Consider the following 16,171-nt stretch of genomic DNA (forward strand, 5'->3'; position numbering starts at 1 on the left):
CAACGATCGACCGAAGTCGACAGCCAGTGAGGAAACCAATATGCGCAAGTTAACTCTAGCCATCGCCCTGATCGTCCCGATGTTCGGTCAGGTTGCGGCGGCCGAGGACACCGTCAAGATCGGATATATCGATCCGCTGTCCGGAGGCGGAGCCAGCATCGGCGAGGGCGGCCTGAAGACGTTCCAGTATCTGGCCGACGAGCTCAATGCCAAGGGCGGCATCCTCGGCCACAAGGTCGAGATCGTGCCGTTCGACAACAAGACCAATCCACAGGAAACCCTGGTGCAGGCGCAGAAGGCGATCGACGCCGGCGTTCGCTTCATCACGCAAGGCAATGGATCGTCCGTCGGTCTGGCCCTGGAGGATTTCGTCAACAAGAACAACACGCGCAACCCCGGCAAGGAAGTGCTCTACTTCAACTATGCCGCGGTCGATCCGAGCATGACCAACGAGAAGTGCAGCTACTGGCATTTCCGCTGGGACGCCAGCTCGGAAATCAAGATGGAGGCGTTGACCAACTACCTCAAGGACATCGCTTCGATCAAGAAGGTGTACCTGATCAATCAGGATTACTCGTTTGGCCAGTCGGTGCGGAGCGATGCGCGCAAGATGCTGGCAGCCAAGCGGCCCGACGTCGAGATCGTCGGTGACGAGCTGCACCCGCTGCTGAAGATCACGGATTTCTCGCCCTATATCGCCAAGATCAAGGCATCCGGCGCCGACAGTGTCATCACCGGCAATTGGGGCCAGGATATCGCGCTGCTGCTCAAGGCCGCCGCGGACGCCGGCCTGAAGGTCAATTGGTATACCTACTACGCTGGCGGCGCCGGCGGCCCGACCGCGATCAAGCAGACCGGTCTCGATCACCAGGTTTTCCAGCTGACCGAGGGCTTTGCCAACACAGGCCATCAGGCCGCGATGGATTACGAGAAGGCCTTCCGTGCCAAGGCGAACATGTCGCTCTGGTATCCGCGTGCGGTGAACGAGATGCGCATGTTCAAGATTGCCGCCGAAAAGGCCAACTCCATCGACCCGGTGAAGGTTGCCGCCGCACTCGAGGATCTGAAATTCGACGTCCTCGATGGCGGCACAGGCCTCATGCGCAAGGATGACCATCAGTTCTTCCAGCCGATCTACATTTCGTCTTTCGGCAAGCTCGCCGCGAACGAACCGTTCGACGAGGAGAACACCGGTTGGGGCTGGCATCTGGTTTCCAGGGTCGATACGCCGCAGGCCATGGTTTCCACGACCTGCAAGATGGCACGGCCGTAAATCGTCCACGCCGCCTTGCCGCGGCGCGTTGGCCGCGGCAAGGCGGCGTCCGGGCGTCTTGACGGCCTGGACGGCGCCGCGGGTCTTGAGACCACCGATTCACGAGTGTGCTGTGCTTGATCTCATTGTCATATCGACCCTGAACGGTGTGCTGTTCGGCATGCTGCTGTTCCTGTTGTCGAGCGGTCTGACAGTCATCTTCTCGATGATGGGCGTGCTCAACTTCGCCCATGCGAGCTTCTATATGCTCGGCGCCTTCTTCGGCTTTCAGCTGACGAAGTGGATCGGCTTCTGGCCGGCGCTGGTGCTCGCGCCGCTCCTGGTGGGCGCCATCGGAATGGCCGTCGAGCGCTATGGCCTGCGCAATACGCATCGACACGGCCATGTTGCCGAACTGCTGCTGACCTTCGGACTTGCATTTGCGATCGAGGAGATCGTGTCGATGATCTGGGGCCGGAGCCCGGTCGACTATCGCGTGCCGGCGTTGCTCGACTTTCCGGCCTTCACCGTGTTTTCGACCAATTATCCAGCCTACAAGATCTTCATGCTGGCCGTGTCGATCGTGATTTTCGTGGTGCTGCTGATCGTGCTCAGGCGCACCCGGGTCGGCCTCATCGTGCAGGCGGCGTTGACCCATCCCCATATGGTGGGGCATCTCGGTCACAATGTCGGGCGGGTGTTCATGGCCGTGTTCGGCGTCGGCAGCGCGCTGGCGGGCCTTGCCGGCGTGATTGCCGGCCCCGCCTTGGTGACGCAGTCCGACATGGCGGCGTCGCTCGGGCCCATCCTGTTCGTGGTCATCGTATTCGGCGGCCTCGGCTCCCTGCCTGGGGCCTTCATCGCCTCGCTGGTCATCGGGCTGGTGCAGACCTTTGCGGTCGCGATCAACGGCTCGCTGGCGAGCGCGTTCGGTCCGCTCGATCCGGCGGCGGGACCATCGGTGCTCGGCGACATCTGGAACGTCTCGGTCGCCCAGGTCGCACCGATCATTCCTTATCTGCTGCTGGTCGTCGTTCTGATCGTGCGCCCCGTCGGCCTGATGGGGACGCGCGAGTCATGACCGCAGCAACGAGTTCGACGCCGAGCGTCTCGGCGAAGCCCGCGGGCGAGCACCTGCGCTTCTACGCCGTCTGGCTGATCGGCGTCATCGTCCTGATCGTGCTGCCGCTGCTGTTTCCGTCGGGCGGCTCGCTGACGACCTTCAGCCTGATCGGGATCGCGATCGTGTTCGCGCTCTCGTACAACATCCTGCTGGGCCAGACCGGGCTGCTGTCGTTCGGTCACGCCGTTCAATACGGCCTCGGCGGCTTCGCCGCGTGCCATATGATGAATGCGGTCGTCTCTCACAGTTTGCCGATTCCGCTCCCGTTCATCCCGCTGTTCGGCGGCCTCGGTGGCCTCGCTTTCGCGATCATCATCGGGTGGGTCATGACCAAGCGCGCCGGCACGGTGTTCGCGATGATCTCGCTTGGTATCGGCGAGCTGGTGGCATCATCGTCGCTGATCCTGCGCTCGGTATTCGGCGGCGAAGCCGGCATCACCACGGACCGCACCGCATTGCCGCGCATGTTCGGCTGGACGTTCGGGCCGCAGCTCCAAGTCTACTATCTGATCGCATTCTGGCTGGTGATCTCAGCCATCGCGATGTACGCGCTGACCCGGACTCCGCTCGGACGGATCAGCAACGCCGTCCGCGACAACCCTGAGCGCGTGCAGTTCATCGGCTATGATCCCCACGTCGTCCGCTACCTCGCGTTTTGCTTTGCCGGGTTCTTCGCCGGCATCGCCGGCGGACTGGCGGCGATCAGTTTCGAGATTGCAAACTCTGCCTATCTGGGGGCGATACAGTCCGGCCTCGTGCTGTTCGCGACCTTCATCGGTGGCACCGCCTACTTCTTCGGACCGATCCTCGGCGCGGCCCTGGTGACGTATCTGCAGCTCGGACTGACCAACGTCACCAGCGTGTGGCAGCTCTATTTCGGCATCATCTTCATCGGCATCGTGATGTTCGCGCCCGGCGGCATCGCCGGAATCCTGATGATGCACAGGCCGCTGGCGCGCGCTGGAACATTGTGGTCCGTGCTTCCGTCCTATCTCGTCGCAATCGTGCCGACCGCGGCGCTCGTCTGCGGCGTCATCCTGACCATCGAGACGATCGCGCGCTATCCCGGGGGGGAGAGCAACCCCATCAACCTGTTTGGCATCGCCTTCAATCCGACATCGCCGGCGACGTGGATCACCGCTGCGGTTCTCCTTTCCGGCGGCTTCGTCGTCGCGCGACTGACCTGGCAGCGCATCGCCCAGGCGTGGGATCGCGCCGCCAGTGCCGCGCGTGAGCGGGAGGATCAGGCATGACCGCAGCCATCGAAGTCCGCGCCGTCGAAAAGCGCTTTGGCAATATCGGTATCATCCACGACCTCAACCTCAGTGTTGCGCAAGGCGAGCGACATGCCATCATCGGCCCGAATGGCGCCGGCAAGTCCACCACGTTCAACCTGATCAGCGGCCATATCAGGCCGACCTCGGGCGAGGTGAGGTTGAACGGGAACGTGATCTCCGGCCTGCAACCGTTCGAGATCAACCGGCGTGGCCTGTCGCGCTCGTTCCAGGTCACCAACGTGTTCGCCCGCATGACCGTATGGGAGAATGTTCGTTGTGCGGTGCTGTGGGCGACCGGGCACCGCTACGCGTTCTGGAAGAACGTGGACAGCCTGCCCGAGGTGCGCGAGCGCACCGCGCATATTCTCGAGGATATCCATCTGACCCACCGACGCGACGTTCCGGCGGGCCTGTTGACCTATGCCGAGCAGCGCGAGCTGGAGATCGGCATCACCATCGCGAGCGGCGCCACGGTCATCATGCTCGACGAGCCGACCGCAGGGATGAGCCACGCCGAGACCGAGCGCGCGGTGTCCCTGATCCGGCGGCTGACCGAGGGCAGAACGCTCGTCATCGTCGAGCACGATATGAGCGTCGTGTTCGGCCTGGCGGATCGCATCTCGGTGCTGGTCTACGGACGCATCATTGCGTCTGGTACGCCTGAGGAGATCCGGCGGGATCCCAAGGTGAAAGAAGCCTATCTCGGCCAGGAAGCGCACTGATGCTTGAGGTCAGGAATCTTCACGCCTACTACGGCAAGAGCCACATTCTTCAGGGCGTCGATCTCGATGTCGCCGCCGGCGAAGTCGTGAGTCTGCTGGGCCGCAATGGCGTCGGCCGTTCCACGACGGTCAAGGCGATCATGGGGGAAGTCCATCCGCAGGGCACCATCCGCTTCAAGGGCAAGGACATTGCGGGTCTCCCCAGTTACCAGATCGCGCGCCTCGGCCTCGGCTACGTTCCCGAGCATCGCGACATTTTTCCGAGCTTGACCGTCCGGCAAAATCTCCTGCTCGGGATCAAGGATACGCGTCGTCCGGGCAAGTGGCGGCTTCAGGACATGCTCGATATGTTTCCCAATCTCGCCGCGCGTGCCGATACGCCCGCAGGCGTGCTTTCCGGAGGCGAGAAGCAGATGCTCACGACCTGCCGCACGCTGATGGGCGATCCCGACCTCATCATGATTGATGAGCCGACGGAAGGTCTCGCGCCGCTGATCGTGCAGCAAGTGGGGGATCTCATCGCACGCATCTCGCAAGCCGGCGTCGCAATTCTGCTCGTCGAGCAGAAGCTGTCGATCGCGATGCGGATCTCGAAACGTGTCTACATCATGGGGCACGGTCGCGTGGTGTTCGAGGGCACGCCGGATCAGCTCAAGGCGAATGCCGCGGTACGGCAAGAGTGGCTCGAGGTCTGACGATTGAGGTTGCCGTGCGGTGAGTGTACGTCTGAACTTGGCGGTGCCCTTGTGAGCCGCTCCGCAGACGGGACAGTCTAGCGTCTGCGCAGATCCGACGGACTATGCCGAATTTCCGTTGGGACGCCGTACTGAAGTGCGATGAGGCCCCGTTGTTCTTTGGGGGCGCACATCAAGACCATGGGGGTCATGAAGCCGTAGGCTCCTCCGCGGTCGTACGGGCTCTTGTCGGATCGGATCCTGGTTTCAAGGCAGGCTCGTGGAAGAGTTTTCCGCGCTGGAGGCGACCGAGGAAAAGATCATGTACGCCGCTATCCACTGATCATCGGCGCGCGGGCATCAATCGAAGAGGGTCGTTGGTTCAGAGGCCCGATCTGGTGCTGTCCTGCTCGGGTCGGCGCAAGGCCAGTTGCATCCGCGATGGACTGTGGAGGCGCGGGTCCGACGAACGCTCGGTTCTATCGTGCATTCATCCGTCCTTGAGAGAAGCTATCGCGCGTCCGGTGCGGTCGACGTGGCGTTTTTCCCAATGATGCCGAACGCGGGCTGATCGCGTGCTCACTTCAGCGCAGGAAACAGTACGGCAAACCGGGCGCCCTGTCCGTCGGCGCCACGGCTGATCTGCAACTCACCGCCAATCTGGCTGGTGAAGGATCGAATGATTTTCATGCCGAGTCCTTTGCTTGCGCTGGGGTCGAACCCCTCGGGCAACGCCGGGCCACCGTTGGCAACCGAAAGCGCGTAGCCATGTTTCGGATCCGGCTCCAGCCTGACAGCGATCCGGCCTTTGCCGTACTTTGCCGCGTTCGTGACCAATTCGCTGGCGATGAAGCCGAGCGGAATGGCGGTAGTGGCCGGCAAATCGATTTCACTGCCTTCGACGCTGATCTTCGCCGGTGAATCGTCCGAGGACGACATCGCCGAGAAATCGAGACAGAAGTCTTCAAGGAATTTCTTGAAGGCTATTGTTCGCGCAGCTTTGGAGGAAGTAAGACGACGGTGGATTCGCGCAATCATGGAAACGCGATTGGCCGCCGCGGCCAATTGTGAGGCCGCTTCCGGATTTGCTGAAGTCCTACTTTGCAGTGAAAGAAGGCTGATGGTCATCTGGAGATCGTTCAACAACCGATGATTGGATTCCTCTTTCAATAGTTCTTGTCTGCGGATCAGTTCGTCCTTTTGAAGAAGCAGCGCCTCGCTCTTCGCAAGCGTTTTTCGCAATTGAAGCTCTCTGAGCCGGTAATCCGTCAGCTCCGCAGCGGGCAGATCTTGATCGGGGGTCCGAAAGATCACGCCCGGAGGGAGGTCGGAACCGCCTGACGAACGTTCGTCGATCATGATGTCAGTCTCTGTGAGAGGCTCTTGCGTCACTCAACTACAGCGTGAAACTAGAGCCGCAAAAAGAAAGCCAGATTGACCCAAATCAACTACGTCCGGTATCCGACATTATGTTTTCGTGATTCGAAAAATGGTCGCGGCTCGAGCGCAATTTCGATTGAAGTTCGAGCGGCTGATTTCCCAGGAAGCAGATCCGCGACGATATGCCCGCCATTTCATCGCGGCGCTTGCGCGTGGCCGAGCCAGTACCACAGGCCGAAGATCCATTTCGCGCCGAGGATGGTCTCCCAGACTGCCGTCAGCTCCACCGCCAGCACAACGACGCTCGCCAGTAGCGCTATCGAAAGCAGCAGCCCGTCCTCCTCGAGATAAGCCAGCGAGATCAGCGCGATCACGAGGGCGGGGACGACGTTGCTCAGGGGGACCGGTGTGAAGAGCAGGGTGATGTTCAGCAGCACGACGACGGCGCCGACGAGGCGCTTGGTCGCATCGAACGGGGTCGGCCAGCGCGGATGAATGAGTTTCTCAAGATACTTCAGCGTGGGCACAGCCCGCTGCACCAGCGCGGCAAGGTGCTGCGTCGGCAATGGACGAGCGGCGATGCGGCGCGGGAACACCGGCATGTCCTGGCCCAGGATCATCTGGAATGCGGGAATCATGAGTAGCAGGCCCGCGACGATCGAGACGCCGGGGGCAATAGCGACCACAGCGAGCAGCAGCATGATGAGGCCGAAGGAGCGCTTGTGCATGCGGCTCATCAGCCAGCCCAGGGTAAAGTGATCCTTCGGCGCCTCGTCGTGCAGTCGTTGCAGCAGGACCGAGGCGGGGACAAACGCTGTTGCGTCGGCGGGGAGCGTCAGCTTCAGGTTGGGTCTCCTCTCTTCCTCGACGTCAGGGCCGACAGCAATGGAGTGAATCAATGAGCGCCTCTGCGCGTGCAGACGCGCCAGAGGCAATCTCAAAGCGCGCCCCATGGAATGAGCGGCATTTCAAGCCGGCTCATCAGTTGCTCGCCGGCTGGCGCTTGGTCAAAGTTTGCCAAGCAGGAGCAAGATCAGCAGAATGACGATCACCAAGCCAAGACCACCACCGCCGTAGTAGCCAGTCCCGTAAAACGGACCGCCACCGATCCCGCTGAAGCCGCCCAGCAGCGCGATCACTAGAATAATCAGAATGATGGTCCAAATTGACATTGCACTCTCTCCCTTTGCGTTTTTGCCGCGAGGTCATTGTCTGGAATAGCCCGAGGCGATCCCAGGCAAGTTCCCAATGAGGAACTCATCTTGCAGCGAAGATGGCCGAGTTTTGTTGACTCAAGTCAAGGATGTGGGTGCTCGAAACGGCAACCGCGTCATGATCGGATCGTCAGCAGCCAGTCGTCGAGCCGTTGCAGCCAGCGCCGAGGCGGAGGTGGCGCGGGGGGCGGTTTGAGTTTGAGGCGGTCACCGTCACGTCCGTGAACGAGCTGAAGCGTTCGGGTATGATAGACGGCGAGATCCGGCCGGTGACCGATGCTCAACACGGTGGTCTGCTTCAGCTCATCATCGAACAGGCCCATGACGCGGCGCTGGCTGTCCTCGTCGAGCGCAGCTGTCGCTTCGTCGAGAAAGACCCATCCCGGTTTGTGCAGCAGCAGTCGTGCAAAAGCGAGGCGCTCCTGTTCGCCGAGCGAAAGCTCCTTGTCCCAGCGCTCGGTCTTGTCGAGCCTGGGAATGAGATCGCCGAGATCGCACCGCTTCAGGGCTTGTCGCACATCGGCATCGAGGAAAGCGTCGGGCGGGCTCGGATAGCTCAAGGCGTTTCGTAGTGTACCCAGCGGCAGATAAGGGCGCTGCGGCAGGAACGCCATGGCCCCGGGTGCGGGCGTGAGGATGATCCCGGAACCCCACGGCCAGAGGCCCGCCACGGCGCGGAACAGCGTCGATTTTCCTCGTCCGGTGTCGCCGACAATCAGTACCCGCTCGCCTGGGGTGATGCTGACCGTCGCCTCATCGATAACGATATGTCCGTCCGGCAAGAAGATGCGCACGCCCTCGAAAGCAAGATGTCCTTCCGGGTGCAGCGCGCGTTTGATTTCCTCTGCGCCTTGTTCGATCGCAGGGAGATTGTCGAGCGCCTCACGAAAGCGCGCGACCCGGTGGACAGCCGCACGCCAGTCGGCGAGCCGTGAAAAATTATCGACGAACCATCGCAGCGCCAATTGGACTTGGGTGAACGCGCCCGCCACCATGATCAGGCCGCCCAGCGTCAGGTTGCCGCCGAAATAGGCCGGTGCGGCCACCAGAATCGGAACGACCAGCGACAGCCAGCCGATGCCCGATGTGATCCAGGTCAGGTGAGCAAGCGAGGATGATATCCGTCGCATCGTGTCCACGACGGCCGCGAGCGCGGCCTCGAGATGCCGTCGTTCGTCCGTCTCCCCGCCATGCAGTGCGATGCTCTCGCCGGATTCATTGACCCGAACGAGTGCGAAGCGGAATTCCGCCTCACGCGCATATCGCTCGCCGTTCAGCGCGATCAGCGGCCGCCCCACGATCCAGGTCAGACAGGACCCGGTCAGGGCATAAGCGAGCGCACACCAGACCATGTAACCGGGGATGGCGATGTCGTAGCCCGCGACCTGGAACGTGACTTGCGCCGATAGAGTCCACAGCATGCCGACGAAAGCTATGAGCTGAAGCAAGGAATAGACGATTCCGCAGCCGAGGTCGGCGGTGTAGTCACCCAAAAGGCGCGTGTCCTCCTGGATGCGTTGGTCCGGATTGTGACCAAATTCGCCGGCAAAGCTGAGCTGATAGACGCGCAATGGCTTGAGCCACTCGGCCAGGAGATGACGGGTGATCCATTCGCGCAGTCGAAACTTCAGGCGCTCCTGGAGAAAGGTGTTTGCGACCGTGAGTGCCAACAGAACGGCGACGATGACAACGAACGTCCGGAGATCCTGGACGAAGCCCGACAGGTCCTTGCGGCCGACGGCATCGAAGAACCGGCCGTTCCAATCGTTCAGTTGGACCTGGCCAAACATATTGGCAATGGTGACGACAGTCGAGGTAGCGAAGATCGCCATCACCCATCGTCCGCCTTCGGCCTGCCGAAGCACGCGCGCGAACAGGTTCAGGTCCCGGGCAAGATTGAAACCGTGGATTGGCGTAGCTTTGACGCGTGCGTCCGCGAGAGGGGGCCTGGCCACCACGTCCGGCATGATCGGTATCAAAGGCTGTGCAGCCGGCGGCAGCTTCGAAATTGTCTCCTCCCGCTGGGGATTGGCTTGAGGAGCAGCAGGTGATGCAACGTCCGCCTTCATACGCCCGGCCCACCCCTTTTTCGTCCGCCGGTTCACCGGATTGGCAAGCAGACCCGGGAAAGCTGCATTTTGACCGCCGCAACGATTTGCCACGGCAGCATGTTCATTATGCTATCATGACAATGCTTGGCTCAGGAAGACGCCTGCGGACCGTCATCACGGCATTGCCTGCAAGGCACATCGATCGACCAGGGACATGTCGGAAATAACGCAGAAATCTGATCGGCAGAAGGGCGCCGAAGCCGTGGTCGATGGCTTTCGGAAGGACCTCGGTCCGTTCGTCGTTGCCGCTGAAACGACCCGAATGGCCATGCTGTTTACGGACGCGGCGAAACCCGACAATCCGATCATTTTTGCCAACGACAGTCTTCTCGCCCTGACGGGGTATGGCCGGGACGAAGTGCTCGGCAAAGAGTTCAATTTCCTAATGGCTGACGGTTCGGACGCCGAGGCGTTGACACGAACCAAAGCCGAGTTCGCCGGTTCTTCCGGTGGCGGCGCAGAAACTCTCTGCCGCCGCAAGGACGGCAGCGAATTCTGGGCCGGGCTCTTCGTCAGCCCGGTTCGCGATGCCGACGGCAACGTCGTTCAGTATTTTGTGTCGCTCATTGATCTCACCAAGCACAAGGACGATGAAGTTCGATCCAGAATGCTGATCGACGAGTTGAATCATCGCGTCAAGAACACCCTTTCCACAGTGCAATCGATCGTCTGGCAGACTTTGCGAACCACGACCGATCCCACGGAGATTCGGCGGTCCATCGAGTCCCGGCTGTTTGCGCTCTCCCGGTCGCACGACCTGCTGACCCGCGAAAGATGGGAAAGCGCAGGGCTGTTCGATATCGTTCGCGATGCCCTGGAGCCATTCGGGGTCTCCGGCGGCCGGGCGGATCGCATTGTCATCACGGGTGAGAACATCCGCTTTCCGCCAAAAGCGACTTTGGCGCTCGGCATCGCGTTCAACGAGCTCGCGACCAATGCCGTGAAATACGGCGCATTGTCCAACGCGGCCGGATCAATCCTGATCACGTGGACGGCGAAGACGACACCGGCCGGAGAACGGCTCCTGCTGCGCTGGGAGGAGAACGGTGGCCCTCCGGTTACGCCGCCGGCACATAAGGGATTTGGATCGCGGGTGCTCGAGCGCGGCCTAGCCCACGAGCTGGATGGCACGGTGCAGCTGGACTATCAGCCGAACGGTCTTATCTGCACCATAGACATTCCCTTGGCTGGAGGCGCTCCCGGTGGATAAGTTGCTGTGCGGTCGGCGAGCCCTCGTGGTCGAGGATGAGATGCTGATTGTCATGATGGTCGAAGACATGCTTGCCGACCTCGGGTGCGAATCGGTGACATCTGCCGCGACGGTCGAAAAGGCGCTCGTGTTGATTGAAGCGCAAGCCTTCGACGTCGCCCTGCTTGACGCGAATCTGGATGGCAACGACAGTCATGCAGTGGCGGACGCACTTGCTGCGCGGCGAGTCCCGTTTGTCTATGCGACCGGCAACACCGGTCATGATTTGAGAAGCGGTCACTCGGAGCGGCCCGTGCTGAGGAAGCCGTTCAAGTTCGAAGAGCTGGTGGCGATGCTTATTCGCCTCGAGATCGCGCCAATCGAGTGATCGTGGCGTCTGTAGATCGGACGGGCGTCGCTCTGCACTGTAGCTTGTAAGTGCTGATGATGAGCCGCCGGCAGATGGCGGGCGGAAAGGGTCTCTCTCTTGCACAATACGACGTTCGCTTCGGCGCGATGTTCGCCACCTCGTCGCGGAGTTGATTTCTGTCGGCGAGAGATCACGAGAAGTGTAAAATTGACCGATTAAATTCGCAAAGTTCGAAACATAGTCGAGGCGGCTCTTCACCATAGGTAAGTTGCGCTGCCCGTATTTGAGGGCGCGTTCCAGAATTCATTTTTTATGTCGACTCCCGGACATGAGAGGAATCTAACTGTTGGTGTTGTCGCCCCGATCGCGACGGCGATCGCACGAGCAGGGAGGTTCGCTATGGATGAGTTCATTCACCGGGAGAACCTGGCCCTCTTCAAAAAGCGTCTCGCGGAGCCGCGCACTGACGCGGAGCGAGAGGTGCTGTTGAAGTTGCTGGCCGATGAGGAGGCGAAAGAGACCCCGGGGGAAGGTGTTCCTAAGCCGCGCTGATTTGCGCCAGGCCGCCGCCGCTTAAGAAGGAATAGATGCGCAGGCGCACTCAGGCTCGTTCTCGGAACCGATGATATTGGACGCCCCCCGAGCCTCCGAAGCTCAGTGTAAGCGCCCCGCTCAATATCGCAACTGGCGGGGCGGGTCTCACGAGCTGCCTCGATTGGCCGCCTCGTTCATTCAAGAGGCAGGTCGAGAGAACCGACCAGGAACCATTGATCGGCGGTTCTGTTGAGGTCTGGCGAACCTGCGCACGGAGTATTCCCATGACGAACAAGCCTTCGCCGACCATCGAGAAGAAATCCGCCGATAAGCACACGGGAATGATGGGAGACGGCACAGAAGAGCAAAACCTCAACCAGCCCGGCACCCCGGGGGCTCGCATCGAGAAGGATGAGGTAACCGCGGCCTTCGAAAAGAAAGCGCCGTCAAAGTCCTGACGCTCGAATAGTCCAGCGGTCTTTCCGATACTAATCTCTTTCCGCTACATAAAATGAGGCTGCCTCGGTTGGTGGCCTCATTTGCACGCGTGTGAATGCGCGCTTACTCGTCCGAGCAGCTCCTTTCACTGGATCCAAGCGGATCCCGTCCATGCAGCCGGTTGAAGTAGGCCTGGTCCGGTGAGCCGAAGGCGACGGGTGCTCTAGTCTAACCGCGAGATTGGCTTCTCTGGTATTCTTTCCCCGAGTCTGGAGTTGTGTCATCTGGGGAAGGCGCAAACAGGAGATCGGAATGTTCGGGCTAAAGCGACAAACTCGCATCGAGCTGCGTTCCAGCGACGCGGCGATCGTAGTTCGCGAAAATGGTGAGATGGAAATGTTCATCCGGCAGGCAAAGGGCGATGAGGAACTTCCGCCCGGTCAGGTCGTCCTGGCCCTTTTCGGAATGGCATTTCACGATGAGCGAGTACGCAAGCTGTTGGCGCAAATCGCAAACGAGAAGCAGAGCCTGGCATGACGCTGCCACAGGCCGCCGTGCGTGCGGCCTGTATCGCAGAGACGGTATGATTGCGATTGTCTTACTTGCATTCCACGCGTTTGACGCCAAGTCAGTCGGCTTGGGCGCTTCGTCAGGCCATGGCTGCGAAGAGGTGCGGCGATGTCATATCTCACGAGAGGAGTCGGCGTTGCCGCTGTCGTCATTGAAGAGCGCCCTCAGCAAACGCCATAGCTCGCGGTGACCCGCGGTCTGACCGCCTTGCGTTAGATAGTCTGCAATATCCATTGTTGCCGTTTGGCATTCGATTGTGCCCCCATTGCCTATCTCCAAATGCGCCACCTCTCGCTCGACATACAAGCTCTTGGTGTCTGTATCGAAGACAAGGGAACAACGGTCCTCGTGTGTGGTCTCGGTGCCCTTTAGCTGGCGATACAGTTCTCGTTTCAGGAAGGCCATTGTTCCCGCTCCCGATGAGGACGGTGCGATAGTTGAGTTTCTCAGCTCAATAACGTTCGGGTCGTCGTAACGGCATCATAAATTTCGATCTTGAGCATCGGGTAGTTCGATCTAAGTTTACGACCCGATGATTCCGCAGCTTCGGCCGTGTCAAACTTCGACTTGAAGTGCCCATCGACAATGACCACAAATCCTTCCGTCGGCGGCCTGTCGGCACGCGGCACCCTCTGCTCAGGCTCGGATTCGTCAATTGAGCGAACTGGCTTTTTCATCGGATCTCTCATCCCGTCATAGAAGCCTGGCCGGCGGCTGTTTTCAGACCGACAGCGCAATCAGCCGCGACATCTCGTCACGGCATCGGAAGAATGGGAATGACAAAACCCGGAGACCGCAACCCGCTTGTCTGGCTCGGGTCTCCGGTTTTTTGCAACGTCCGCGCGGGACTAGGCAGCCTTGCCCGGCGCAGCGGCCTTGTTCGATACTGGGCTCGCGCTCGGTGGAGCGCCTGTCTTGATATCGATTGTCTTGGTGGTCTTCACGGCCTTGGCGGGCTTCTTGATCGCGAGATGCAGCACGCCCTTGTCGAAATGGGCTTCGACGGCTCCCTCTTCCGGCTCGAACGGCAGAGACATCGATCGATAGAATGAGCCGTAGCTGCGCTCCTCGACATGCCAGTCCTTCTCATCTTTCGTGCTCTCCGCCTTCTTCTCGCCGGAGATCACCAGCTGATTGCCGTCCAGGCTGACCTTGATATCCTTCTCGTCCACGCCGGGAAGTTCGGCTGTCACTTCAAAGGCATCCTTGGTTTCCGCCACATTGATCGCCGGCGCGCCCGCCCCGATGCCGGGAGAAGGCAAACCCTGATCAAAAGCGCGAAGCGCGGTTTCCATTTCACGCCGCATGGCCCTGAAGGGTTCGAATGCTGGCTCCCGGCTGGTGGTCCACAATCTCGGAAGGCTCATCTGCTCTCTCCACAGGTTGAAAGGAATATTGAGGGCAACCTGCGCCTCGCAGTCGCGATGGCCTTGATGTAGCGCAAGATGGCCGGGGGATTTGAAGGCGGAACCGCCGGTAATGATGACGAAGCCCCCGCAAGCAAGAGCGCCCGTCAGCGAGGTTGACCTAACGAGCGGAGCATATGCGATGAGCTTGCGTTGCTGCGTCAAAAGCCGGCGGGCCGAGCGGATTCGCTAACACAGATCCATAGCCAGGTTGTGTTGGCAATCGAGCTCGGCGCGCAGCGCATGTTCAACCGTGATCGTTCGCCGACACGATGGATCAGTTACGGGTACGGATGCCGCAGGCCGTCGTAACCGAGATACGTGCCGGAATACGGGTCATAGGACCTGAAGCGTAGCGCGCAATAGGACACGGTGTCGTCACCGACACAGGGAGCGGGAGCGACGTAGGCCGGACCGTAATAGTAGCCGGGCCCGTAGCCGTAATAACCGTAGGGCTGCGTTGCCCCTACAATTGCCCCGCCAACGAGTGCGCTCTGCGAATAGCCCGCCATCGTCGCAGCGCTCGTGGTCCTTTTCTGCCGGCTTCAGGTGCCGGAAATAGGCGTCAGTCTTGGCCGGTATAGGTTCGATTCCACCCAACAATCGCGATGCCAGCCCCCAGCAAAATACCAGCGGAGGGGGCGGATACCAACACATCGGGGCGGACGCCAGCGTAGGGCAAACGGCGGGTTCGGGTTTGATTTTAAGATGGAAAAAGATGTCGGCGGATGAGGGCGAACGCCCAAATGGTGCCCCTGGCCGGCGTCGAATACGATGGCCAAGCAGCTGATAAATAACAATTTTTTGGCTTTCGAGAGCGGGTCATACCATTGGGAATACCAAGCAAATATTTCAATATTTCGGTTCGAATCCGCTCGGGCTGGGCTTAAGAGATCAGGAGCTATTCTGGTCAATTCCCTGTGAGTCTTGCTGTGGGGGGCAACAACATAACGCCGAACCCGTTGCCAATCAGCAGATACTCCGCGTGGCCGTCTGCTCTTCAGACCCATAACCTGAAGATCACAGGTTCCAATCTTATCCCCGCAGCCAAGAAAAAATTCGACGATTTAAATGATTAGCGAGGCCGTTGCGAGGCATTCTCACGGATTCCATGTCGCGTCGTTGCGCAAAAAATTCCGTTTGTTTTCAAGGCTTCCCAAAATTTGCCGGCGGCTCCACGCGACATTAACGCGACGTGGAATGGGCCAACGAGCGCGCAAGTTTTGATGAGAATGAGCGTCGTTCAATCGAACAAGCTGTCTCTTGAGCAAGCTTGTTCAGTTGGGCCTTTGGGCGATGGGCAAGAGCCGCAGAATGGCCAAGTCGACCTGCGCATCGAAAACGCCCGCGATCGCGGCAGCCTCGATATAAGGAGCGGCGTCGAATGGGCTGTTCGCCTCCCACAACAAATACCTTCCGATCTCATAAGTTGCGGCGCCATCGCTTGCGGCGGCTTTACCAATGATGTCGGTCGCAACCGGCAAGATCGTCTCCAAGAAGCCGACCGTCTTTCGTTCGTGGTTGCTGAACGCGTCTGAACTGAGATAGGTGACGTAGAATAGGTCGGGCTTGCCAGCGATCTGACGCACGAAGACAGGACTGGCATTGTCGACAGGTTGGCTTGCGACTAGGTGCAACTGACGATAATCGCCATCAACATCTCCGGTTACGGTGTGACCGGCGGTGCCGGTGCGTGCACGTGAGGACATCAGCGGCTGCCACCCCCCCCCGTTGCCAGGTCGGGATGATTGTTAATGGCGTCTCGCTGCGACGGCCGGTGCAATGATGCTTGGGCCACGGCCAGCCTAAGCTGTCAAGAAACACCCTGCCGTTATAGGGAGACCGATAAAAGAAAACTTGTGCGCCGCACACGGGACAACGAGCATTGGGATTGACGTAACTTGCGACCGT

19 protein-coding genes are annotated in these 16,171 nt (G+C 60.1%); 10 read left to right on the plus strand and 9 right to left on the minus strand.

Translation table 11 applies throughout. The features are described 5' to 3' along the window. Positions 1–40: 40 nt before the first annotated feature. The 5 genes from LQG66_RS28490 (at position 41) to LQG66_RS28510 (ending at position 5,069) form a co-directional block, all read left to right on the plus strand. Positions 41–1,273 (plus strand): branched-chain amino acid ABC transporter substrate-binding protein, encoded by a 1,233-nt coding sequence (locus tag LQG66_RS28490; protein WP_231319171.1) that lies wholly within the window; start codon positions 41–43, stop codon positions 1,271–1,273. A 112-nt stretch (positions 1,274–1,385) separates the two neighbouring features. Then, entirely contained in the window at positions 1,386–2,333 is a 948-nt protein-coding gene (locus tag LQG66_RS28495) for a branched-chain amino acid ABC transporter permease (protein ID WP_231319172.1), read from the plus strand. Next, positions 2,330–3,628 (plus strand): branched-chain amino acid ABC transporter permease, encoded by a 1,299-nt coding sequence (locus tag LQG66_RS28500; protein WP_231319173.1) that lies wholly within the window; start codon positions 2,330–2,332, stop codon positions 3,626–3,628. The genes LQG66_RS28495 and LQG66_RS28500 overlap by 4 nt, the downstream gene beginning before the upstream one ends. Further along, a complete protein-coding gene (locus LQG66_RS28505) occupies positions 3,625–4,374 on the plus strand; it encodes an ABC transporter ATP-binding protein (protein WP_231319174.1) in 750 nt (249 codons plus the stop codon). The genes LQG66_RS28500 and LQG66_RS28505 overlap by 4 nt, the downstream gene beginning before the upstream one ends. Next, on the plus strand, positions 4,374–5,069 hold the full coding sequence (locus LQG66_RS28510; RefSeq protein ID WP_231319175.1) for an ABC transporter ATP-binding protein: 696 nt from the start codon (positions 4,374–4,376) through the stop codon (positions 5,067–5,069). Before LQG66_RS28505 ends, LQG66_RS28510 begins: the two co-directional genes overlap by 1 nt. A 558-nt stretch (positions 5,070–5,627) precedes the next feature. Here the strand turns inward: LQG66_RS28510 and LQG66_RS28515 are convergent. From LQG66_RS28515 to LQG66_RS28530, 4 genes are all read right to left on the minus strand, one after another. Further along, entirely contained in the window at positions 5,628–6,407 is a 780-nt protein-coding gene (locus LQG66_RS28515; RefSeq protein ID WP_231319176.1) for a sensor histidine kinase, read from the minus strand. 215 nt (positions 6,408–6,622) lie between these two features. Further along, positions 6,623–7,327, minus strand: a complete 705-nt coding sequence (locus LQG66_RS28520; RefSeq protein WP_231319177.1) for an exopolysaccharide biosynthesis protein — start codon at positions 7,325–7,327, stop codon at positions 6,623–6,625. Positions 7,328–7,435: 108 nt separating this feature from the next. Beyond that, positions 7,436–7,600, minus strand: coding sequence for a DUF3309 family protein (locus LQG66_RS28525; RefSeq protein ID WP_080584230.1), 165 nt, complete (start codon positions 7,598–7,600; stop codon positions 7,436–7,438). A gap of 158 nt (positions 7,601–7,758) precedes the next feature. After that, positions 7,759–9,609: an ABC transporter ATP-binding protein/permease gene (locus tag LQG66_RS28530; RefSeq protein WP_231319178.1), complete on the minus strand. Its 1,851-nt coding sequence runs from the start codon at positions 9,607–9,609 to the stop codon at positions 7,759–7,761. Between the two features lie 298 nt (positions 9,610–9,907). On the opposite strand from LQG66_RS28530, the gene LQG66_RS28535 reads away from it, so the two are divergent. From LQG66_RS28535 to LQG66_RS28555, 5 genes are all read left to right on the plus strand, one after another. Next, a complete protein-coding gene (locus LQG66_RS28535; RefSeq protein ID WP_231319179.1) occupies positions 9,908–10,963 on the plus strand; it encodes an HWE histidine kinase domain-containing protein in 1,056 nt (351 codons plus the stop codon). Beyond that, positions 10,956–11,330, plus strand: coding sequence for a response regulator (locus LQG66_RS28540; protein ID WP_231319180.1), 375 nt, complete (start codon positions 10,956–10,958; stop codon positions 11,328–11,330). Before LQG66_RS28535 ends, LQG66_RS28540 begins: the two co-directional genes overlap by 8 nt. Positions 11,331–11,711: 381 nt before the next feature. Continuing rightward, entirely contained in the window at positions 11,712–11,864 is a 153-nt protein-coding gene (locus LQG66_RS28545; protein WP_231319181.1) for a hypothetical protein, read from the plus strand. Between the two features lie 266 nt (positions 11,865–12,130). Then, the gene (locus tag LQG66_RS28550; protein WP_231319182.1) at positions 12,131–12,304 is read left to right on the plus strand and encodes a hypothetical protein; all 174 of its coding nucleotides are present in this window, start codon (positions 12,131–12,133) and stop codon (positions 12,302–12,304) included. Positions 12,305–12,596: 292 nt separating this feature from the next. Beyond that, entirely contained in the window at positions 12,597–12,821 is a 225-nt protein-coding gene (locus LQG66_RS28555) for a hypothetical protein (protein WP_231319183.1), read from the plus strand. Between the two features lie 144 nt (positions 12,822–12,965). Here LQG66_RS28555 and LQG66_RS28560 read toward each other — a convergent pair whose 3' ends face one another. From LQG66_RS28560 to LQG66_RS28575, 5 genes are all read right to left on the minus strand, one after another. Continuing rightward, a complete protein-coding gene (locus LQG66_RS28560; protein ID WP_231319184.1) occupies positions 12,966–13,259 on the minus strand; it encodes a hypothetical protein in 294 nt (97 codons plus the stop codon). Between the two features lie 41 nt (positions 13,260–13,300). Then, a complete protein-coding gene (locus LQG66_RS28565) occupies positions 13,301–13,531 on the minus strand; it encodes a hypothetical protein (RefSeq protein WP_231319185.1) in 231 nt (76 codons plus the stop codon). A 171-nt stretch (positions 13,532–13,702) separates the two neighbouring features. Further along, positions 13,703–14,425, minus strand: a complete 723-nt coding sequence (locus LQG66_RS28570) for an Hsp20/alpha crystallin family protein (protein WP_231319186.1) — start codon at positions 14,423–14,425, stop codon at positions 13,703–13,705. A gap of 116 nt (positions 14,426–14,541) precedes the next feature. Continuing rightward, on the minus strand, positions 14,542–14,772 hold the full coding sequence (locus LQG66_RS37280; RefSeq protein ID WP_256460588.1) for a BA14K family protein: 231 nt from the start codon (positions 14,770–14,772) through the stop codon (positions 14,542–14,544). A gap of 765 nt (positions 14,773–15,537) precedes the next feature. Beyond that, the gene (locus tag LQG66_RS28575) at positions 15,538–15,969 is read right to left on the minus strand and encodes a hypothetical protein (RefSeq protein WP_231319187.1); all 432 of its coding nucleotides are present in this window, start codon (positions 15,967–15,969) and stop codon (positions 15,538–15,540) included. Between the last annotated feature and the right edge of the window lie 202 nt (positions 15,970–16,171).

Source organism: Bradyrhizobium ontarionense, assembly GCF_021088345.1.
GTDB lineage: Bacteria > Pseudomonadota > Alphaproteobacteria > Rhizobiales > Xanthobacteraceae > Bradyrhizobium > Bradyrhizobium ontarionense.